General features: G+C 64.5%; 18 protein-coding genes. 7 read left to right on the top strand and 11 right to left on the bottom strand.

Annotated features, from left to right (window positions below; genetic code table 11):
* Positions 1-47 precede the first annotated feature (47 nt).
* The 8 genes from sstT to def form a co-directional block, all read right to left on the bottom strand.
* A complete protein-coding gene (sstT, locus tag BTW08_RS11450) occupies positions 48-1,292 on the bottom strand; it encodes a serine/threonine transporter SstT (RefSeq protein ID WP_075562867.1) in 1,245 nt (414 codons plus the stop codon).
* Positions 1,293-1,442: 150 nt separating this feature from the next.
* Positions 1,443-2,891, bottom strand: coding sequence for a TrkH family potassium uptake protein (locus BTW08_RS11445; protein WP_075562658.1), 1,449 nt, complete (start codon positions 2,889-2,891; stop codon positions 1,443-1,445).
* A 73-nt stretch (positions 2,892-2,964) separates the two neighbouring features.
* Positions 2,965-4,338, bottom strand: coding sequence for a Trk system potassium transporter TrkA (gene trkA, locus BTW08_RS11440; RefSeq protein WP_075562657.1), 1,374 nt, complete (start codon positions 4,336-4,338; stop codon positions 2,965-2,967).
* 177 nt (positions 4,339-4,515) lie between these two features.
* Complete coding sequence (locus BTW08_RS11435; RefSeq protein WP_075562656.1) at positions 4,516-4,722, bottom strand: dodecin; 207 nt, start codon at positions 4,720-4,722, stop codon at positions 4,516-4,518.
* A gap of 83 nt (positions 4,723-4,805) precedes the next feature.
* Entirely contained in the window at positions 4,806-5,591 is a 786-nt protein-coding gene (gene pncA, locus BTW08_RS11430) for a bifunctional nicotinamidase/pyrazinamidase (RefSeq protein WP_246837715.1), read from the bottom strand.
* Between the two features lie 157 nt (positions 5,592-5,748).
* Entirely contained in the window at positions 5,749-7,077 is a 1,329-nt protein-coding gene (gene rsmB, locus BTW08_RS11425; RefSeq protein ID WP_075562655.1) for a 16S rRNA (cytosine(967)-C(5))-methyltransferase RsmB, read from the bottom strand.
* Positions 7,074-8,111, bottom strand: a complete 1,038-nt coding sequence (fmt, locus tag BTW08_RS11420; protein ID WP_075562654.1) for a methionyl-tRNA formyltransferase — start codon at positions 8,109-8,111, stop codon at positions 7,074-7,076. The genes rsmB and fmt overlap by 4 nt, the downstream gene beginning before the upstream one ends.
* Positions 8,112-8,250: 139 nt before the next feature.
* The gene (gene def / locus BTW08_RS11415) at positions 8,251-8,757 is read right to left on the bottom strand and encodes a peptide deformylase (RefSeq protein WP_075562653.1); all 507 of its coding nucleotides are present in this window, start codon (positions 8,755-8,757) and stop codon (positions 8,251-8,253) included.
* Positions 8,758-8,976: 219 nt separating this feature from the next.
* On the opposite strand from def, the gene BTW08_RS11410 reads away from it, so the two are divergent.
* Entirely contained in the window at positions 8,977-10,164 is a 1,188-nt protein-coding gene (locus BTW08_RS11410) for a LysM domain-containing protein (protein WP_083627830.1), read from the top strand.
* Between the two features lie 49 nt (positions 10,165-10,213).
* The gene (dprA, locus tag BTW08_RS11405; RefSeq protein ID WP_075562652.1) at positions 10,214-11,386 is read left to right on the top strand and encodes a DNA-processing protein DprA; all 1,173 of its coding nucleotides are present in this window, start codon (positions 10,214-10,216) and stop codon (positions 11,384-11,386) included.
* An 85-nt stretch (positions 11,387-11,471) separates the two neighbouring features.
* On the opposite strand, the gene BTW08_RS11400 is transcribed toward dprA, so the two are convergent.
* Positions 11,472-12,311: a 5'-nucleotidase, lipoprotein e(P4) family gene (locus BTW08_RS11400; protein ID WP_075562651.1), complete on the bottom strand. Its 840-nt coding sequence runs from the start codon at positions 12,309-12,311 to the stop codon at positions 11,472-11,474.
* Positions 12,312-12,681: 370 nt separating this feature from the next.
* Between BTW08_RS11400 and BTW08_RS11395 the strand changes: the two genes are divergently transcribed.
* The 3 genes from BTW08_RS11395 to aroE all read left to right on the top strand — a co-directional run bounded on the left by BTW08_RS11395 (position 12,682) and on the right by aroE (position 15,053).
* A complete protein-coding gene (locus BTW08_RS11395) occupies positions 12,682-13,233 on the top strand; it encodes an L-threonylcarbamoyladenylate synthase (protein WP_075562650.1) in 552 nt (183 codons plus the stop codon).
* A gap of 78 nt (positions 13,234-13,311) precedes the next feature.
* On the top strand, positions 13,312-14,244 hold the full coding sequence (hemF, locus tag BTW08_RS11390) for an oxygen-dependent coproporphyrinogen oxidase (protein ID WP_075562649.1): 933 nt from the start codon (positions 13,312-13,314) through the stop codon (positions 14,242-14,244).
* The gene (aroE, locus tag BTW08_RS11385; protein ID WP_075562648.1) at positions 14,241-15,053 is read left to right on the top strand and encodes a shikimate dehydrogenase; all 813 of its coding nucleotides are present in this window, start codon (positions 14,241-14,243) and stop codon (positions 15,051-15,053) included. The genes hemF and aroE overlap by 4 nt, the downstream gene beginning before the upstream one ends.
* 311 nt (positions 15,054-15,364) lie before the next feature.
* Here aroE and BTW08_RS11380 read toward each other — a convergent pair whose 3' ends face one another.
* Together BTW08_RS11380 and BTW08_RS11375 are read right to left on the bottom strand one after the other, a co-directional pair.
* On the bottom strand, positions 15,365-16,093 hold the full coding sequence (locus BTW08_RS11380; RefSeq protein ID WP_075562864.1) for a M48 family metallopeptidase: 729 nt from the start codon (positions 16,091-16,093) through the stop codon (positions 15,365-15,367).
* A 228-nt stretch (positions 16,094-16,321) separates the two neighbouring features.
* Complete coding sequence (locus BTW08_RS11375; RefSeq protein WP_075562647.1) at positions 16,322-16,987, bottom strand: hypothetical protein; 666 nt, start codon at positions 16,985-16,987, stop codon at positions 16,322-16,324.
* A 324-nt stretch (positions 16,988-17,311) separates the two neighbouring features.
* On the opposite strand from BTW08_RS11375, the gene BTW08_RS11370 reads away from it, so the two are divergent.
* Together BTW08_RS11370 and BTW08_RS11365 are read left to right on the top strand one after the other, a co-directional pair.
* Positions 17,312-18,184 carry an ATP-binding protein gene (locus BTW08_RS11370; RefSeq protein WP_075562646.1) on the top strand — a complete coding sequence of 291 codons (873 nt, stop codon included), beginning with the start codon at positions 17,312-17,314 and terminating at the stop codon, positions 18,182-18,184.
* A 72-nt stretch (positions 18,185-18,256) separates the two neighbouring features.
* Positions 18,257-21,784, top strand: a complete 3,528-nt coding sequence (locus BTW08_RS11365; RefSeq protein WP_075562645.1) for an ATP-binding protein — start codon at positions 18,257-18,259, stop codon at positions 21,782-21,784.
* Position 21,785: the final 1 nt, after the last annotated feature.

Below are 21,785 nucleotides of genomic sequence, written 5' to 3'. Positions count from 1 at the left end.
AACGATTGACTGCGAAAACCGGCGATGCGTAGTGGGCCGCTCGCCGATCAATCGCGGCCGGCAAGATGCGCTTCGGCGTGGGGCGAACGGCAGGCGGCGGCCGTGAACAGTACATCGGTGGAAGAGTTGAGCGCCGTTTCGGTGGCGTCCTGCAGCACGCTGATGACGAAGCCGATCGCTACCACCTGCATGGCGACGTCGGCCGAGATGCCGAACAGGCTGGCCGCCATCGGGATCAGCAGCAGCGAGCCGCCGGCGACACCGGAAACCCCGCACGCGGCCAGCGCGGAAACCACGCACAGCAAGACCGCGGTGGCGAAATCGACGTCGATCCCCAGGGTATTGACGGCGGCCAATGTCATCACCGTGATCGTCACCGCGGCGCCTGACATGTTGATCGTGGCGCCCAGCGGAATCGAGACGGAATAGGTATCGGTGTGCAGGTCCAGCCGCTCGCACAGCGCCAGGTTGACCGGAATGTTGGCCGCGCTGCTGCGGGTGAAGAACGCGGTAATGGCACTGCCGCGAAGACAGGCGAAAACCAGTGGGTAGGGGTTGCGGCGGATGTAGAGGAACACGATCAGCGGGTTGGTCACCAGCGCCACGAAGGCCATGCAGCCGAGCAGAACCGCCAGCAGCTGGGCGTAATCGACCAGCGCGCTCATGCCGGTCGAGGCGAAGGTGTTGGCGACCAGACCGAAGATCCCCAGCGGCGCGAAACGAATGATCCAGCGCACCAGGCCGGAAACGGCGTCGGAGAGATCGCCCAGCGCCCGGCGCGTGGTGTCGTTGGCGCGGCGTAGCAGCAGTCCGAGCCCGACCGCCCACGCCAGGATGCCGATGAAGTTGGCCTCGGTCAGCGCGTGGACCGGGTTGTCCACCGCACTCATGGCCAGGTTGCGAAGAATCTCGACGACGCCCGTCGGCGGCGTGCCGTCGGCGCTGGGCGCGTCGAGGATCAGCGTCGTCGGGAAGGCGAAGCTGGCGGTCACCGCGACCAGTGCGGCGACCAGGGTGCCGATCAGATAGAGCATCAGCACACCGCGAATCTGGGTCGGCTGGCCGCGTTGATGGCCGGCGATCGCGGCCATGACCAGCACGAAAACCAGAATTGGCGCCACCGCCTTGAGCGCGCCGATGAACAGATCGCCGAGGATGGCAAACGTCGAGGCGATCGAGGGCGCCAGTGACGCCAGAATCAGCCCTGCGGCGATGCCGATCAGAATCTGGGGAATGAGACCGATGCGAAACCGGGGCGAAGAGGCGGTACGGGATTCGGAACTGGCGGACATGACGCTCTCTTGAGGTTGCCGGGTGGCGAGGCTGACGGCAATCGTGATGGCTGTGGTAATGGCAATGCTGATGGCGAAGCGGGGCATTCTATCATCGCCATCTGCCCCGTACCCGGAAGAAGACCAGCTCGACGGTCGATCGTTTCGGCGTCAGCGGCGCCAGAAGGCCGGCGTGAACAGCACCAGAATGGTGAAGATCTCCAGCCGGCCCAGCATCATCGCCAGCACCAGGATCCACTTGGCGATGCTGGGAATGTCGCCGTAGTCGGTGGAGACCTTGCCCAGCCCCGGGCCGAGGTTATTGAGCGCCGAGCCGATCGCCGACCACGCCGTCACCTGGTCCAGACCGGTGGCGAGTAGCGCCAGCAGCATCACCACGAACAGCATCATGTAGACCGAGAAGAAACCCCAGACGGCTTCGGCCACGCCCTCCGAGATACGCATCTTGCCGACCTTGACCGCGAAGATGGCATTCGGGTGAATCAGGCGATGAATCTCGCGAATGCCCTGCTTGAGGATCAGCAGGATCCGGATCACCTTGATGCCGCCGCCCGCCGAGCCGGAACAGGCGCCGACGAACGCCGCCATGAACAGCATGATCGGCAGCACGCCGGGCCACAGCGTAAAGTCGGCCACGCTGAAACCGGACGTGGTCGCCACCGAGACCGCTTCGAACAGGCCGTGGCGAATGCCGGTGGCATCGTGATAGGTGCCGGTGGCGAACAGGGTGATGATGGTGATCGCGACCAGCAACCCCAGAAAGGTCACGAAGAAGCGGAATTCCGGATCGCGGATGTACTGCAGCAGGCGTCGCTCGCGCCACACCGCGAAGTGCAGGCCGAAGCTGACCGAGGAGATGATCATGAAGAACACGCAGATCATCTCGATGGTGGCGCTGTCGAAATGCGAAATGCTGGCATCGTAGGTGGAGAAGCCGCCGACGGCCACGGTGGCGAAGCTGTGGCCGATGGCGTCGAACCAGTTCATCCCCGCGCCCCAGTAGGCCAGCGCGCAGACCACGGTCAGGATAAGGTAGATGTACCACAGCGCCTTGGCCGTCTCGGTGATTCGCGGGGTCAACTTGGAGTCCTTCAACGGACCGGGAATCTCGGTGCGGTAGAGCTGCATGCCGCCGATGCCGAGCGTCGGCAGAATCGCCACCGCGAGTACCACGATCCCCATGCCGCCGAGCCATTGCAGCTGCTGGCGGTAGAAGCGGATCGACGCCGGCAGATGATCGATGCCGCTGAGCACCGTGGCCCCTGTGGTGGTGAGGCCCGAGAACGATTCGAATACCGCGTCGGTGAACGACATCGACGGCGCTTCGGAGACCATGAACGGGATGGTCCCGAACATCCCGAGCACGCTCCAGAACAGCACGGTGATGATGAACCCGTCGCGGGTACGCAGCTCGCGTTTGGCGTGGCGATTGGGCCAATAGAGCAGGGCGCCGGTGACGATCGAGATCGCCATGCCGGTGCCGAAGGCGTACCAGTTGCCGTCGTGGAAGATCCGGGCGATGACCATGGGCGGGACCATGGTCAGGCTGAACACCATCAACAGCAGCCCGACGATTCGCAGAATCACCAGAAAACTCAAGAGGCGGCGCTCCCTGCCGGGCGAGAAGGATGGGCGGTCGAGCGCTCGACGGTTAGGGTGGCGACGTCGGACATCAGAAGAAGGTCAGGCCGACCTGGAACAGCCGTTCGACGTCGCGGATTCGACGCTTGTCGATGACGAACAGGATCAGGTGGTCGCCGGTCGCGATCATGACGTCGTCGTGGGCGATCAGGACTTCCTTGCCGCGCACGATGGCACCGATGCTGGTGCCGCTGGGCAGGTCGACTTCACCGATCGTGCGCCCGACCACGCGAGAGGAGCGTTTGTCGCCGTGGGCGATGGCCTCGATCGCCTCGGCGGCGCCGCGCCGCAGTGAGTGCACGTTGACGATATCGCCACGCCGCACATGGGTCAGCAGGCTGCCGATGGTGGTCTGCTGGGGCGAGATCGCGATATCGATCTCGCCGCCCTGCACCAGATCCACGTAGGCGGCGTTGTTGATCAGCGTCAGCACCTTCTTGGCGCCGAGACGCTTGGCCAGCATCGACGACATGATGTTGACCTCGTCGTCGTTGGTCAGCGCGCAGTAGATGTCGCAGTCCTCGATGTTCTCTTCGAGCATCAACCGCTTGCTGGTGGCGCTGCCGTGCAGCACCACGGTGCGGTCGAGGCGTTCGGACAGCGCGCCGCAGCGGGTGAGGTCGTGCTCGATGATCTTGACCTGATGCTTGTGTTCCAGGGTCTCGGCCAGGCGCTCGCCGATGTTGCCGCCGCCGGCGATCAGTACGCGGCGGAAGTCGCGGTCGACCTTGCGAAGCTCCCCCATCACGGTACGGATGTCGCGACGTGCGGCGATGAAGAACACCTCGTCATCGGCCTCGATCACGGTATCGCCGGTGGGAATGATCGGCCGGTCGCGACGGTAAATCGCCGCCACGCGGGTGTCGATGTTCGGCATGTGGCGGCGCAGAAAGCCCAGCTCCTGGCCCACCAGCGGGCCGCCGTAATAGGCCTTGACCGCCACCAGCTGAACCAGACCACCGGCAAAATCGAGCACCTGCAGCGCGCCGGGATACTCGATCAGACGACGAATATGGTCGGTTACTACCTGCTCGGGACTGATCAGGACGTCCACAGGAATGGCATCGTTGGAGAACAGGCTCTTGCGGGTGAGGTAGGCCGTCGAGCGCACGCGACCGATCTTGGTCGGCGTGCGGAACAGCGTGTGCGCGACCTGACAGGCGATCATGTTGATCTCGTCGGAGCTGGTCACCGCGATCAGCATGTCCGCATCCTCGCCACCGGCCTGACGCAGAATATTGGGGTAGGACGCCGTGCCGATCACCGTGCGGATATCGAGTCGGTTCTGCAGTTCACGCAGCCGCTCTTCGTTGATATCGACGACGGTGATGTCGTTCTCTTCGTGGGCCAGATGCTCGGCCAGCGTGCCGCCGACCTGACCGGCACCTAGTATGATAATTTTCATGCCAAACCTTCACGGAAGCACGGCGGGCCGCCTGTCAGTTTACCGGCGCGGGAGCAACGAGATCATGCCGTCCGGCGCCGAAATCAGCGCGTAGCATAACGAGCCGACAGGCTGAATGACAGGACCGTGGTCGACAACGCTCCGGCGGGGCGAAATCGCCCCGCCGGGTAGCGCTTCTCAATCCATCGTGACGCCGACCTTGATGGTGACCTGCCAATGGGCAAGCTTGTTGTCCTCGAGGTGGCCGCGGGTTTCGGTGACTTCGAACCAGCGCATGCCGTGAACCGTCTTGCTGGCCTTCTGCAGGGCGTTCTGCACGGCGTCCTCGATGCTGGTGGGGGAAGAGCCGGTCAGTTCGATCTGCTTGTAGACGTGGTCGCTCATGTTGATGCTCCTTGCGTGGGTGAACGTGGTCGGTGAAAACGCGTGGGTGACAGAGCGCCTGCGTCCTGCGAGGCGCTGAAAACTCAGGTGTCGACGATGACGACACCCAGCTCCGAAAGACGCTGACGCGTGATGTCGTCGGTCTCGGAAGTGACCGGGCGCGTCAACGACCAGAGAAAATGAGTCTTGAAGCCGGCCGCCACGGCATCTTCCGCGGTCCACAGCACGCAGACATCGCGAGCCAGACCGCAGACATAAACATCGGTGACGCGTCGGTCGCGCAGCCAGCCCGCCAGCCCGGTGGCGGGGCGATGGCCGTCGGGGCCGATGTTGTTGCGAAAGGCACTGTAGGAGTCGATGCCGGGATCGGTGCCCTTGCGAATGATCGCGTCGCAATAGGACCAGTCGATGGCCGGATGCAGCGCCGCCCCTTCGGTGCGCTGAACGCAGTGGTCGGGCCATAGCGTCTGGGAGTGGCCGTAAAATTCGAGCGCCTCGAACGGCTGATGCGGCGGATGCTTGGAGGCAAACGAGACGTGCCCGGCCGGGTGCCAGTCCTGGGTCGCCACGACATGGTCGAAGACGTGCTGGGCCAGCAGCCATTCGAGCCCCAGCAGAATCTCGTCGCCCTGGGCGCAGGCAAGCGCGCCGCCGGGCATGAAGTCCGGCTGCACGTCGACGATGATCAGGGCGCTATGCGCAGAGACGCCGCCGAGTGCCAGCCCCGCGGGCTGCGTCTCGGTGCGGTGCCGGGTATCGGGAGACTCGATCTCGGAAGACTCAGTACTGGTAGCCTCGGTCTCGGGAGCCTCGATATTGGGAACTTCCGTAGCGAGAACGTCCGTTTCGAAAACCTCGTTGTCAGGCACGGCCGACGCTTCCTGAATGGCGAATTCAGTTCCAGTATCGAAGGCGGATGGGCATGTCGCAAGTGAGAAGCGCGGGAGAGGCGTGGGAGAGGCGTGGGAGAGGCGTGATAGCAGGTCGGGGCGGCGAGCCACCCCGACGCGGATCTCGTTTCCGGGATCAGGCTTGCTTGCGCAGGCGAGCGTAGAAAAAACCATCGTGGCCGGTGGCAGCCGGCAACAGCTGCTGGCCCTGGCCGGCGGGGCGACCCCAGCTCAGGTCAGACGGTGTATCGGCGACGGCATCCGGCGTGCGGGCCAGGAACCGTTCGATCTGGGTCGCGTTTTCTACCGGCAGCACCGAGCAGGTGGCGTAGAGCAGCGTGCCACCCGGTGCGAGCTTGGCCCACAGCGACGCGAGCAGTCGCGCCTGCAGCGCCGCCAGTTCGGCGATATCGCTGTGGCGGCGCGCGAGCTTGATATCGGGATGGCGGCGAATGACGCCGGTGCCCGAGCAGGGGGCGTCGAGCAGAATCACATCGAATGGCTCGCCATCCCACCAGCTGTCGTCGGCGCTCGCCGCGCTGGCATCGGCGGCGTGCAGCGTGGCGTCCAGATGCAGGCGCTGCAGCGTCGTCGCCACGCGTTTGAGGCGAGTGGCGTCGACGTCCAGCGCGGTGAGTCGAGCATCGAAGCGTTCGAGCAGGTGGGCCGTCTTGCCGCCAGGGGCGCTGCAGGCATCGAGTACGCGCTTGTCGCTGCTGTCCGCCAGGACCGGTGCCAGCAGGTCGGCACAGAGCTGGGCGGATTCGTCCTGAACGCTGATGTCGCCCTCGGCGAAACCGGGAAGCTGGGTCACGTCGCAAGGGCTTTCCAGCTGGATACCGTCTTCGGCGATGGCGCAGGGCGATGCCGCCAGGCCGGCGGTCGTTAGACGCTGGAGATAATCCTCGCGGGTGACGCGGCGGCGATTGACGCGCAGCGTCATCGGACCCGGTTCATTATTGGCTTCGCAGATCGCCCGCCAGTCGTCCGGCCAGGCGTCGCGAAATTCCAGCAGCATCCAGGCGGGATGCCACAGCGCTACCGGCGCATCGCGGTCAACCTTGCCCTGCAGGGCCACGGATTCACGCTGGAAGCGGCGCAGACAGCCATTGATGACCTTCGTCGCCCATCCCTTGCCGAAGGCGCGAGCGGCACCGGCAGTTTCGCTGACGGCGGCGTGGGGCGGCACTCGCATGTGCAGAATCTGATACAGGCCGATCAGCAGTAACGCCTGGATGTCGGTATCACGCGCTTTCAGGGGCTCGCGCAGCAGCTGGTTGGCGAGGGCTTCCAGCCGTGGATGCGTGCGGCAGACGCCGAAGCACAGCGCCTTGACGAAACCGCGATCGCGCTCCTTGATCACGCTGGAGGCCAGGTCGGCGTCCAGGCTCGACAGCGAGCCCTTGCCGTTCAGTACCGGCACCAGCAGTTGCGCGGCAAACGCGCGAGTATCGCCAGGGTTCATTGGGCGGCTTCCTTGGATGACGGGTCGAGTGATTGACCGGAACGTTGATCGAAACCTGAACCCAAGCACTGCCCGGGTGCGAGCCGGGGATGGTTGGCGTTGAGCAGGTCGCGGGCCGCCAGCGGCTTGCCGCCGGGCATCTGCAGCTGGTCCACGCGCAGAACCTCGCGGCCACCGTCGCCACAGGCGATTCGGATAGCATCCGCGGCGGGGTCGAGCAGCGTGCCTGGCACGTTGTCCTTCCCGCTGGCTTCGGCTTCCGGTGTCGCGAACCACAGCCGCAGGGTTTCACCTTCGAGGCGCGTCCACGCCACCGGCCACGGATTGAAGGCGCGAATCCGGCGTGACAGCGCGACCGCCGATTGGCTGAAGTCGAGCTCGGCTTCCGGCTTGGAGAGCTTGCTGGCGTAGGTGACACCGGCCTCCGGCTGCGGTGTCGCGGTCAGATCCTGCGCAGCCAGCGCGTCGACGCCTTCGATCAGGGTCTGGCCGCCCAGCTCGGCGAGTCGGTCATGCAGCTCGCCGCCGGTGGTGGTGTCATCGATCGGCGTGCGCTTGATCAGCAGCATGGCGCCGGTATCGAGGCCGGCATCCATCTGCATCAGGGTGATCCCGCTCTCGACGTCGCCCGCCTCGATCGCACGCTGGATCGGCGCCGCACCACGCCAGCGCGGCAGCAGCGAGGCGTGCACGTTGAGACAGCCGAGCGGGGGGATATCGAGCACTGCCTGCGGCAGCAGCAGGCCGTAGGCGACCACGATCATCACGTCGGCTTCGAACTCGGTCAGCCGACGCTGGGCGTCTTCGTCCTTGAGGCTGAGCGGCGTTTCCACCGCCAGGCCGTGCTCGAGCGCCAATCGCTTGACCGGGCTGGGCGTGAGCTTGCGGCCGCGGCCGGCAGGGCGGTCCGGCTGGGTGTAGACGCCGACGACCTGGTGGCGGGAGGCGAGCAGGGTCGCCAGGCTCTCGGCGGCAAAGTCGGGCGTGCCGGCGAAGACGATCCGCAGCGGCTGCCCTTCACAACGGTGACTCATTCGATGCTTTTCCTGGGGGTGGATGATGCCGACAACGGCAGTGACGCCCACGGATGAAAGGACGAAAGGCCGGCGTCACTGAGACAGCCGGCCTTTGAAAGCCTGAGTGGCGATGCCTGACGGGCAAGGAAGCCGGCGATCAGGCGTCCTGCTTCAGCCGTTTCTGCATCTTCTTGAGAATCCGGTCACGCTTGAGCGGCGACAGATAGTCGACGAACAGCACGCCTTCGAGATGATCGCACTCGTGCTGGATGCAGTGCGCCAGCAGGCCGTCGGCGTCCAGCTCGTAGGCATTGCCGTCGCGATCGGTGGCCTTGAGACGCACGCGCAGCGCGCGCGGCACCTCGGCGTAGTAATCGGGGATCGACAGGCAGCCTTCCTGCAGCGGCTCGCGCTCGTCGTCCAGCGGCTCGTAGCTTGGGTTGATCAGCACCAGCGGGCCGTTACGGTCGTCGCTGACATCCATGACGATCACGCGCTGATGAACGTCGATCTGGGTCGCGGCCAGGCCGATGCCCGAGGCGTCGTACATGGTTTCGATCATGTCGTCGACCAGCGCACGGATGCTGTCGTCGACCTGGGCGACCGGCGCCGCCTTGGTGCGAAGACGCGGATCGGGATATTGAAGAATGGTTCTGATGGCCATAGTCGTTTGCGTGCCTATCGGCATGAGTGACGTGTAGCGCCTATTGTAGAGCGCCAGCGTCGACGGGGGAACCGCCTGGCGGGTCTTGCGGCCTTCTCGTGCTCGAGTCCGCCGGGCTCTCCACATCAAGTCCGCCGGGCTCTCATCCTCAAGTCCGCCTGTCGGGAGCCGATCTATACGGGAAGACGTCGGCGTTCACCTCGGGGGAAGACTAAAGCAATGATCAGTGTGCAGGGTTGGCGGGCGCGTCGTTGCCGCTCGGTGGCGGGGCGTTGGCTGCTGGTCGCGGCTCTGGGCGTGGTGGCGGCGTTGCCGGCATCGTCAGTTCAGGCTGATTCGCTCTCGCTCAGGGCGGACGCCCCGGCCAGCTACACGGTTCGTGAAGGCGATACGCTGTGGGGCATCGCCGCGCGCTTTCTCGACGCGCCGTGGCAGTGGCAGCAGCTATGGCAGCGTAATCCCCAGTTGGCTTCGCCGCGGAAGCTCTATCCCGGAGACGTAATCCATCTGGAGGCGAGCGCAGGCGCGCCGCGTCTTTCCCTCGAGCGAGGGCGCGGGCAACCGGTTCGGCTTTCCCCCGGTGTGCGCCGGGCGCCAACGCGTGACGCGGTGCCCGGATTACCGCTGGATCGAATCAAGGTCTTTCTCGACGCCTACCAGATCGTCGACCCCGATGTTCTCGACGACGCGCCGACGGTCGTCGCCGGCCAGGCTCAGCGGCTGCTGAGTGGTGCCGGCGATAAGCTATATGCCCATGGTGATCTGCCAGCGGCGGGCGCCACGCTGGGTGTGTATCGGCCGGGAACGGATTACCGCCTGCCGTTGCCGACCGGCCAGTCTCGGCAAGACGCCCAGCAGGCAACGGACCAGACGACGCCCGGTCAAGAAACATTGGAAATGACATCCGTTGGCCTGGAGCTTCAGCGGCTCGGCCACGTAAAGGTAATTCGCAATGTCGGCGACGTCGGCGAGCTCCAAGTGCTGGATGCGGTGCAGGAGATCCGTAACGGCGACTATCTGCTGTCCCTCGACGAAGGCGGCATTGCCACCGAATTCCTGCCGCGCGCGCCGGAGACGCCGGTGGTGGCAACGATTCTGTCGGTGCCGGACGGGGTCCGGTTCATTGGTCGCAACGATGTCGTGGCGATCGACCGCGGCCGCGCGGATGGCCTCGAGACGGGCCACGTGCTGCAGGTCATGCGCCAGGGCGAAAAGGTCCGTGACGACGTGCGTGACGCCTGGGTGACGCTGCCGGATACCGAAGCGGGGGCGGTGATGGTGTTTCGTGTTTTCGATCACCTCAGTTACGCCCTGGTGATGCGCGCTTCTCAGGCGCTGGCGGTGGGCGATCGGCTGGTGGTGCCGCGGGATCTGCGTGAAACGGTGGCGAGCGGAGGGGCTTTTTGATCGGCGCAGCCATGAACCGGCGCGACTCCGGCAGCGACGGGTGTCGGTCATGACGCTGGGGATTCGCGACTGGCTGGCGCTGGATGCGCTACCCGGACTGGGTCCGGCCAGATTGGCGCCGCTGATGCGCCGCTGGCGCGAGGAGGACGATCTGCACTGGCCCCAGGGCTGGCTGGCGGCGCTACCCGCGAATCTGGCCCAGCCGCTGCGGCTGTGGCTGGAACACCCCGCGCGCAGCCCGCTCACGGCCTCGGTCGACGCCGCGATCGCCTGGGAAGCCGAAGATCCCCGCCATCATCTGCTGCATCCCGGTCATCCGGCGTGGCCGGATCTGCTCGATCAGCTGCCGGACCCGCCGAGTGTTATCTGGGCCAAGGGCGATCTCGAGGTACTGGCTCGCCCGGCCATGGCGATCGTGGGTACGCGGCGACCCACCCGGGAAGGTCAGGACAACGCGATGCGCTTCGCCCGAGATCTGGTCGAAAGAGGCTACTGCATCGTTAGCGGCATGGCGCTGGGAATCGACGGCGCCGCGCAGCGAGCGGCATTGCAGGCGGGCGGCGCGACCATCGGCGTGCTCGGCTGTGGCGTGGACGTGATCTATCCGCCGCGCCACGCTTCGCTCTACCGGGAGCTGCTGGCGGGGCAGGGGCTGCTGCTCTCCGAGCATCCGCCGGACACGCGGGCGCATCCGCGCTTCTTTCCCCGTCGCAACCGCCTGATTACCGGTCTTGCCCAGGGCGTGCTGGTGGTGGAAGCGGCGGAAAAGAGCGGTTCGCTGGTCAGCGCCAGGCTGGCGCTGGAGCAGGATCGGGAAGTCTTCGCCATTCCCGGGTCGATTCACAACCCGCAGTCGACGGGCTGCCTGCGCCTGATTCGTCAGGGCGAAGCGGCGCTGGTGCGCGATGTCGACGACATGCTCGCCGATCTGGCGCCGTGGCAGCTGCCTGTTTCCGCCACGACGACGGGCCGCGAGGAGGATCAGCGGATCGCGGGGGATCGCTCGCAGCCGTCCACGGCAAGCCGCTCGGCGCCGAACGTTGCGCCCGTCGCACCCGACTCGCCGCTGTTGGCAGCGCTCACCGACGCGCCGACGCCGGTAGACCTGCTGGTCGAGCTGACCGGACAGTCGGTGGCCGAGCTCCAGCTGGGCCTGCTCGAGCTCGAACTCGACGGCTGGGTTGCGCAGACCACCGGCGGCTGGGTCAGGCGAGGGCGCTGAGAGCGACCCTCACCTCGGCCATCTTCGACACGGAATTCTGGCCGTCAGGCGCGAATGCCGCCTGTTGGGCTATCAGGTTCCTAGGCTATTGGGTCGCTGCCCCGCCCCACACTTCCAGATGGTTGCGCCGAGCGCGCGACTTCTCCTCGTCGCTCAGGCTCCAGTCGCCGCCGTAGAGCGCTTCTTCCCAGGCGCCGTAGGCCGGGTTGGGCAGCACGATGTAGCGGCTGCCGAAGGCGTCGGCCTGCGCATTGACGGCAGCTCGTCGCGCGGCGGCGGTCTCGCGATCGAAGCCGGCGGAAAAGTCTCCCAGGTTGTCCCCCATCAGCAGCACGACCCAGTGCGACTGTGCCACCCGCTGGCGGCGTGGCGTCTTGTCGCTGGCATCGGTGCGCGGCAGGAAATGTTCGCTGTCGGCATCGGGGAAGCCGACCTGACGCAGGTTGCGAAGCGTCGCGTCGGACTCGTTCTCGCGCCGGTTGGTGACGTAGAAGACCTCGACCCCGCGGGATGCGGCGTAGTCCAGAAATGCCTTGGCACCGGGCATCGGCACCGCGCTGGCCTTCTCCACCCACTGATGCCAGCTGTCGCTGGCGTAGTTCTCGTCGTTGGCAATCAACCACGCCTCGTAGGCCGCGTTGTCGAGAACGGTCTCGTCGACGTCGACGATGATCGCCGGTGGACGCTGCTGATCGTTACCCGGCGCGGAAAGCGCGCGATCCAGGTTCATCCGGGCGAGATTGAAGGCCTGATGGCTGAGCGCGGCGTACTCTCCCGAAGACTGCATCCACACCGTCGCCATCACCAGTTCATCGGAAAGCGACGTCGACTGGCTCGGCGGCTGTGCGGGTTGCTGGGCGCAGGCGGTCAGCCCGCCGGCCAGCGCCAGCGAGATCAGGGATAGAGAGAGTGGAGAACGGGACATTGTCGATTTCCTTGTCGGTTGTCTGTCGAGGGCCGGTCACTGTCTGTCGAGGTCGGTGAGTGTCTGCGAGGGTCGGTCGTTGTCTGGCGATGAGCCTACGACGAGTCAATATGGCTGGCGATCCGTGCATTCGCCAGCTGTGGATCGGCTGGCGGCTGAGGGCGGGTGCGACGTCGAGGCGCGGCCCGAGCCCATGCCAACATGCTAGAATTTGCGCCACGCTCGGTGCCCTTGTTTCCCTTCAGGTTCTGGTACCGGCTTTCGCGCAGATATTCATGTCGTGCAGATGCTCGTGACGCGCAGTTTTTCGTGACGCGCAGCTTTTCGTGACGCATAGCTTTTCGTGAATAGAGATCCAAACGAGGCAAGGATGAGGCAAGAGTATGCGGCAGCGGTCGCGGCGCTCCAGCGCGGCGGGATCATCGCCTATCCCACCGAAGGCGTCTGGGGACTTGGCTGCGATCCGGACAACGAGCGGGCGCTGGCGGCGTTGATCGCGCTCAAGGGGCGCGCCAGTGAAAAAGGGCTGATTCTGATCGCCGGTGACATCCGCCAGCTCTCGGCCTGGCTCGAGGGCATCGACGACGCGGCGATGGCCCGGCTGACCGCGACCTGGCCCGGCCCCAATACCTGGTTGGTGCCCGACAACGGCCGCGCCTCGCCGCTGCTTCGTGGCGAACATTCCACCCTGGCGGTACGCGTCAGCGACCACCCGCTGGTGCAGACGCTATGTGCCGCCTGGGGCGGGCCGCTGGTGTCGACGTCCGCCAATCGTGCCGGTGAGTCGGCGGCGATGAGCGCCGAGCAGGTGCGCGAGACGTTCGGCACGACGCTGGACGGCATCGTCGACGGGCCTTTGGGCGGACGCGATCGGCCGAGTACCATTCGCGACCTGACGACCAACCGGACCCTGCGCGCCTGAGGGCGCGAGCGGCTGGCAGCGAGACTGCCCGATTCACTCTCTGAACTCATATTTTCCGGACCCGAAGGAACTACGACCGTGGCACATCCTCATCTCGAACGCGTCAAGGAATACCTGCTCACGTTCCAGGACCGGCTGAGCAACGCGCTGACTACCCTCGACGGCGACGGGCGCTTTCACGAGGAAACCTGGGATCGCCCCGAGGGCGGTGGCGGTCGTTCGCGGGTGATCGAAGAGGGCGCGCTGTTCGAGAAAGGCGGGGTCAATTTCTCGCATGTCTACGGCGAGAAACTGCCGCCCTCGGCAAGTGCGGCGCGCCCCGAGCTGGCGGGGCGCAGTTTCCACGCCGTCGGCGTCTCCTGGGTACTGCATCCGCGTAATCCGCACGTGCCCACCGTCCACGGCAACATCCGTTTCTTCATCGCCGACAAGGCCGGAGAGGAACCCTTGTGGTGGTTCGGCGGGGGCTACGACCTGACGCCTTACTACCCCTATCTCGAAGACGTTCAGCATTGGCATCGTGTTGCCAAGGCGGCCTGCGATGCCTTCGGCGACGACGTCTATCCGCGCTTCAAAGCCTGGTGCGACGAGTACTTCTTTCTCAAGCATCGCAACGAGACGCGCGGCATCGGCGGGCTGTTCTTCGATGATCTCAACGAATGGCCGTTCGAGGAGTGCTTTGCTTTCCAGCGCTCAGTCGGCGAGAGCTTTCTCGAGGCGTTCGAGCCGATCGCCCGGCGTCGTCGCGAGGTGCCTTTCGGCGAGCACGAGCGGGAATTCCAGTCCTACCGGCGCGGGCGTTACGTCGAATTCAATCTGGTGTGGGACCGCGGCACTTTGTTCGGGCTGCAGAGTGGCGGACGTACCGAATCGATTCTGATGTCGATGCCACCGCTGGCGCGCTGGAAGTATCAATGGACGCCGCAGGCCGGCACCGAGGAGGCGCGTCTGCAGGCGTTCCTCGAACCCCGCGACTGGCTATCCGTCACCGAGGAACCCCAACCGTCATGACCGACCGTTACGCCGTTTTCGGCAACCCCATTGGCCATTCGAAATCACCGCGTATCCACAGGGCGTTCGCCGAGCAGACCGCGCAATCGCTGCGCTACGATGCCATCGAAGCGCCCGAGATCGACTTCGCGGGGGCCTGGCAGGCGTTCGTCGAAGCCGGCGGCCGCGGCGCCAATGTCACGGTGCCGTTCAAGCAGGACGCCTATGCGCTGGCGCAGGTGCTGTCACCGCGAGCGCAGCTGGCCGGTGCCGTGAATACGTTGATGGTGGGGCGCGATGGCCAGACCTACGGCGATACCACCGACGGTGTCGGGCTGGTCCGCGACCTGCAGGCCCACGCCGCTCCGCTCGAGGGGGCGCGCGTGCTGTTGCTCGGCGCCGGTGGCGCCTCCCGTGGGGTGATCGAACCGCTGCTGGAGGCCGGTATCGCTTCGCTGACGATCGCCAACCGTACGGTGGCCAAGGCGGAGGAACTGGCGCTGCTGTTCGCCACCAGAGGTGACGTGGCCGGCTGTGGATTCGACGCCGTCGAGGGGCCGTTCGATCTGGTCATCAACGCGACCAGTGCCAGCCTGGCCGGCGATCTGCCACCGCTGCCCGACCAGACGTTCGCTGCGGAGGGTATGGCCTACGACATGATGTATGCCGCCGAGCCGACGGTGTTTCTGCGCTGGGCGGCCGAGCACGGCGCGCGCACCGTCGACGGGCTTGGCATGCTGATCGAGCAGGCGGCGGAGTCCTTCTGGCTGTGGCGTCAGGTGCGTCCGGATACCGCACCGCTGCGGGAGCTGCTGAGGCGGGAGCTGTAAGCGCTCGTAGGCGGAGAGGCCGGCAAAGCCTGTACGTCGAACTTGCCATCCCCTGACGTCTTCATGACGGTGCTGACAGTTGGAGCGCTGAGACGGGTCTGGCGGCAGGGGTGTCGCCAGAGGCGCGTCGGCACAGGGATGTGCTTACGCGCCGACCCGGGAGCAGCGCTCCAGCGGTCAGGGTCTCGCCGTCATGCGACGTCAAGAAAGGGGAGCGCGAGGGGATCCCCCTCGCATTCACGGGCAACAGGGCGGTTGACGCGACGTCAGTGGTAACTCGAACACCTTCGAATATGTTGCCCTGATCCCAATCAAGCCTTGCAGTTGGGCCGCTTGCCATCGGCCTTGGCCTGCTCATAGCGCGGCTCGGCTTCGCTGAGCCGGTCATGCAGGGCTTCCATGCGCTGGGCGTTGCTGGGGTGGGTCGACATCCAGGCAGGCTGTTCGCCCTGGCTTTCGGCCGACATGTTCTGCCATAGCTGAATACTCGAGCTGGGGTCGAAGCCGGCATCGGCCATCAGGTCGAGACCGACCAGATCGGCCTCCGACTCCTGCTTGCGCGAGAATGGCAGGATCACGCCGTACTGGGCGCCCGCGCCCAACAGCCCCATGACCTGCTCGCCACCGGCGCCCTGCAGGCCGGCCACCGACTGCAGTACCGAAAGCCCGCTCTGTGTCGCGGCCTGAGTGGAGACGCGCTCGTTGGCGTGGTGCGCCAGCACGTGCCCGACTTCGTGGCCAATGACCGCAGCCAGCTGATCCTGATTGGTGGCGACGTTGAGCAGCCCGGTGTTGACGCCGATATAACCGCCCGGCAAGGCGAAGGCGTTGGCGGTGTCGTCCTTGAACACCTTGACTTCCCAATCGGAAATTCCGGCGCTGTCGGGGACGGCCGCAGTGATCGCCTTGGCCACACACTGGACGTAGGTCGCCTGCGCGCCGCCGACCGTGGGCAGTTCCTGTTCGTACTGGGAAAAGCTCTGCTTGCCCATCTGGGAAAGCTCGTCATCGGAGTAGAACGCCAGCTGGTTGCGGCCCATCGGCGAGGTGCTGCACGCACTCAGCAGTGCAGCGACGCCGAGCGCGCCGATCAGCCGCGAGGACGGTCTTTTCGATGCGAGGGTCGATGCTAGGGGCGATGTGAGGCGCGATGCGAAAGTCTTCGAATCTTCCATGAGTATCTCCGGAGCTGCCTGAAACTCTGTCGTCATGACGGTTTGTCGGGACGGATTATCGATCCGCTCAAGATACCCGGCCTGGCGGGGTGGTCAACCCGGCGCGTTCTCTCTCGCGTCCTCGCTTGCGTTTCCGGGTGCGCTCTCCGGCGGGTCACCTGGCGATGTCGTTGGCGGCTCGCCGACATCCAGCGTCAATGTCGGTGCGGTGACGATGCCACCGAGGGCGGCCGGCAGCGTTGGCGTCAACGACAGCCGGCTGCCCGCCGGCAGCTCCCCCGTAGCGCTGAGTCGACGCGCCAGCGCCAGCAACGACGAGACGCGTTCGGCTTTCGAGCTCATCTCGTCGAGTCCGGCCGGTTCGAGCGCAACCGGCAGCGTCACGGTGGTGGGCTCGCCGCCTTGCAGTTGAACGGGCTCGTCGACCTCGCCAGTGACAAGCTCGGCGCCGGGTACCTGCAGCTGCCAATCGAAGCCCTGAAGTGCGATCGAGGGCGCGCTTGCCGGCAGCATCATCACCAGCGGCAGGTCGATATTCACCGGTAGCCCGGCCAGCGCCAGCCCGGAACTCAGCAGCGAGAGCTCGTCGATGTCTTCCAGCCCGGGGGAAAAGTGATAGTTACCGATCCGCACGTTTTCCACGCCCATCGACGACAGCGCGATTCGGCCCAGCATCAAGCCGACCTGAGGCAGTGCCAGGCAGCCGCCGAGCAAAGCCACCAGCGTCAGAGCTAAGAACGGACGGCAACGAGAGAGCATCGTTTTTCCAGGCAGTAGTCAGCTGGGGGAGTGGTTGGAAAATACGGTGAAAACGGCGATTCCATCAAGCAGGGCTCGCCTCGGGGCCGGGCAGACAAGGTTGGCCGTCACCGCCCACGACTGGACCCGTGGAATCAACCGGCACAAGATACGCTGTTTCCGGCAATCTGCAATCGTCTGTCACGTCGATCGCCATCGTCGGTATCTCGTCGGTAGCGTGGCGCTGCCAGTCTGCTCTGTTTGGCGCATTTTTGCGTTGTTATCCGGGACGTTTCCATCTCCAGCCGAGACGTTCCCATTTTCAAATGGTAGGGAGAATCGAAGATGTATGGGGATCTTGCGCTACGGGTGAGCCGCCTGCTGGATCGTGTCGAAAGCTGGCTGCCGGAGCAGCCGGCAGCCGTGGACTGGAGCCGTGATATCGCGGCGCTGTGGCAATCTCACCCCCTGGGCGGGCAGCTGGTCGCCGTATCGCCACGCGACGGCGTGACGCTGGATGATCTGATCGGCGTCGAACGGCAGAAGCACGCCCTGCTGGAGAATACCCGTGCCTTTCTCCAGGGTTACCCTGCCAACCATGCCTTGCTCTGGGGCGCTCGCGGCAGCGGCAAGTCGTCGATGGTCCGCGCCTTGCTCAATACCCTGGCGGGGGAAGGATTGCGTCTGATTCAGGTCGACCGCCACGATCTGGTGGCATTGCCGATCCTGGTCCAGCGGCTGCGCGATCGCTCGGAGCGTTTCGTCGTCTATTGCGACGACCTCTCGTTCGAGGGCAGCGACGATGCCTACAAGGCATTGAAAAGCGTGCTCGATGGCACCCTCACCGGCCCGCCGGACAACGTGCTGCTCTACGCGACATCGAACCGACGCCATCTGTTGCCGGAATCCATGGCCGACAATCAGCAGACGCATCTGGTCGAGGGCGAGCTGCATCACGGCGACGCGGTGGAAGAGAAAATTTCGCTGTCGGACCGGTTTGGCCTGTGGCTCGCCTTTCACCCGTTCGGCCAACAGGCCTATCTCGAGACCTGTGAACACTGGGTCGCGCACCTGGGCGGGGAGTCTGCCTGGAACGAGGCGGCTCGCGCCGAAGCCGTGCGCTACGCCACCCTGCGAGGCGTTCGCAGTGGCCGTGCCGCGTGGCAATTTGCCTGTCAGTGGGTCGGATCGCAGTCTATTCGACGCGCCACGGAATAAAAGATTACGGTACTCTCATGAAAAAGCATGAGCCAAGCTCAGCTCATCAAGGCTTCATGAGGGGAAAAACGGGTGAAAGTCTCTCGCTTACCGATATGGCTGATTCTGCTGGGCAGTGTCTTGCTGACGCTTTTTTTCGGCTGGATGCTACTGCAGGCGTTGTACAACGACCGCGAAGCTTTTTCCCGAGACCTTGATTTTCAGTCTCAGGAGCAAGGCGTCACCATCAATGCCTCTCGAGCGGGACTCGAACGCCGCGTTCAGGTGCTGGCCACCACTCTTGTCGCCAATCCGGTGGTCAGAGGGGTCATGGCGCAGGCTGTGACGCCGCTCCCACCGGGTCGACTTCGAGCGATCCGAGCCCGGCTGCGCGAGAACCTCGTCCCCTATTGGGAGGCGCTGGAGGCGGGCAACGCTCTGGAGCTTAATCTCTTCCTGCCCGGTGACACCGACGCGGATCCCTTCTTGAGCCTGCAGTCGAATGGCGCGTCCCAAGCATCCGGGGACAGTGACTACCTGTTGCGACAGAGCCTGGAAACACGGGAGGCGGTTTACGGCATCGAGTTCGACGGCTCGCGCGCCACCACGGCTGGCGTTGCCCCCATCTTCGCCCCTGAGGATGAGAAAAACGATGTGCTCGTCGGACTGCTGGAGGTGGAATTCGCCGTCGTGCCCAACGTCGATAAGCTTTCCGCGCAGTTGGAAAGTGGTGTCGCGATTCTTGCTCCTCAAGGCGATGGCACCTCGCCCGGGTGGCAAGTCGCCAACCGATCGGACGAATTAATCGATGGCTGGGTGTCGCGACATCAGCTTCCGGTCGTTCACGACCAGGCGAATTGGACCGTGGTCGAGGGGGAGGGTGGACGCGGCTATCTATTGACGCTGGTCCCGTTGAGTCAATCCGGCGACGAAAGCTCGCGAGCGGTTGCGGCGGTCGCGGTCTGGAAAGACATCACGACTCAACTTGAGCATCGCGATGCGCTGATCGTCAACACTTGGCTGCGTTGGGGAGTGGCCTGGCTTATTGCCGAAGCCTGCCTGCTGTTGTTGCTATGGGGCACGCGTCGTGTGACCCGGGACACCATGCTTCGTCATCAAAAGCGACTCGAGGGGCAGAAGTCGACGCTCGAGTCTCTCAATCAGCGTCTCGAGGCGCAGAAAGATACGTTGCAGACGCTCAACGACATCGCTGCCTTTCAAGAGACTTGTTTTCAGCGTCTGGTGGAAAAGGCGCTGCAGGAGGGCGCTGAACACTTGGGTATGCCGTTCGCCGTCGCCAATCGCATCGAAGGCGAGGATTATCTGATTCAAGCTGCCTACTCCATCGATCAGCGATTCGAGCCGGGGCAGCATCTGAAAACCAGCGATACATTCTGCGAGCTGACCATGGCCAGCGCCGATGTCGTCGCTTTTTCCGACGCCGATGCCGATGGTTTCTCGGAGCATCGGTGTCGGTTGCGCTATGAGCTCAAGAGCTACATTGGTGCGCCCATCTGGGTGCATGGCAAGCGCTATGGCGCGCTGGCGTTTAGTAGTGACCAAGTGTATCCGCGACAATTCAATGAGGTTGACGAGGAGTTCGTGCGCCTACTGGCACGCTGGATTGGCGCCACACTAATGCGCTGGAAGGATGTCGAGGCGCGAGAAGAATTGAGCAAGCGGTTGCGCAAGATTGCCTCACAGACGCCAGGTTTGATTTACCAATACCGTCAAGATTCGGCAGGGCGGTCGTCGTTCCCCTATGCCAGTGAAGCGATCAAGACGTTCTATGGGATCACGCCCGAGGAGGCCGCCGAGGATGCTTCTCATGTCTTCGAGCGAGTACATGAAGATGATGCAGAGCGTCTGGCGATTTCCGTCAGCGAGTCCGAGCGTAATTTGACTCCCTGGAATTGCGAGTACCGGGTGAGACAGGACAATGGAGAATTTATCTGGCTCGCCGGACAGTCGATTCCCGAGCGTGAGGACGATGGCGGAACGATATGGCATGGTTTTTTGCATGACGTGACTGCACGCAAACGCGACGAGCGCTTGAAAGGAGAGTTCATTTCGACGGTCAGTCATGAGCTGCGCACGCCGTTGACCTCGATCTCCGGTGCGCTGGGGTTGATTCAAGGCGGTGTCTTGGGCACGCCGCCGGATGCTATGCGGAGCATGCTGACGACCGCGCATAATAACTCCCAGCGTCTGATCCTGTTGATCAATGACCTGCTCGACATGGAAAAGCTGGTGGCGGGCAAGATGTCGTTCCAGATGCAGGACCAGGCGCTGATGCCCCTGATCGATCAGGCAGTCGAGGCCAACCAGGGCTATGCGGATCAGTTTCATACCCACTACGTGATTACCAGGCGCCTCGATCGAGCGATGGTCAACGTCGATGCGATGCGCCTTCAGCAGGTCTTGAGCAACCTGCTCTCCAACGCCGCCAAATTTTCGCCGCCGGAGACGCAGGTCGACATTGTGGTCGAGCCGATCGCCGATCGGGTGCGCGTCAGTGTCATCGATCACGGGCCGGGGATTCCGGTCGAATTCCACGAGCGTATCTTTCAGAAATTCTCCCAGGCCGATGCCTCCACCACCCGCAAGCAGGGCGGCACCGGGCTGGGGCTTGCCATCACTCGCGAGCTCGTCGAGCGCATGCGCGGGTCGATCAACTTCTTCTCGGAAGAGGGCCATGGCGCCTGCTTCTTCTTCGAGCTGCCGTGCGTGGAGCCGGCCTCTACCTCAGTAGGTGCCCTGGAGGGCGTCGGGGAAGGCGTCGACGGATCGCGACGGCATCCCGATGAGAAGGCGCTGGCAAGCACGGACGAGACGGTCGCCGCCGGTTCTCGACTGCTGATCGTCGAGGACGACCACGATACGGCAATGCTGTTGGCAACGCTGGTAAGGCATTGGGGCTATCAGGCCGAAATCGCCCACACCATGAGCGAGGCGTTGAAATGGCTGGAACGGCGCAGTTTCGACGCTCTCACACTCGATCTGATGCTGCCCGACGGCAACGGCCTGACCCTGCTGCGCCAGCTGCGGGAACAGCCGCAGACGCGCGATCTACCCGTGCTGGTGGTATCGGCGAAGGCGGAAGAGGGCCAGCTCGAGATCGGCGGTCGGATGGCTGCCGTAGACTGGCTGGCCAAGCCCTTCAACGAGAAGCGCCTCGCCGGCGCGCTGCACAGCTCATTGAGTCTGCGTCCGCAACACGAGCGGATTCTCCATGTCGAAAGCGATGCCGGACTCTCCCAGCGCGTTGCCGGACAGATCGCCCCCAGCATGACGCTAGATGTGGCGCGTTCACTGCAGGAGGCTCGCTACCTGCTCGACAGTCACGACTATGGCTTGATCTCGCTGGATCTGACCGCGCCCCAGGGCCCCGGCTGGGAGATCATTCCGATACTGAGCCAGCTCGCCAGACAGCCGGCCGTCATCATCCTGTCGGAGGAGGCCCTGGCGCCGACGCTGGTAGGCCGCGTCAAAACGGCGATCGCCAAACCGGGGCTCTCCGCGGAGGCATTGATGGATGCCTTCGACCGTCAGCTCAATGCCACCAGGGCGCTTTCGAATGACGAACCCGAGGGCGATAAAGAGGAAGACCAGAAGGAATGAG

It is taken from the genome of Salinicola sp. MH3R3-1 (genome assembly GCF_001937155.1).
Classification (GTDB): Bacteria; Pseudomonadota; Gammaproteobacteria; order Pseudomonadales; family Halomonadaceae; genus Salinicola; species Salinicola halophyticus.
This window is presented reverse-complemented; position numbering and strand designations above follow the sequence as displayed.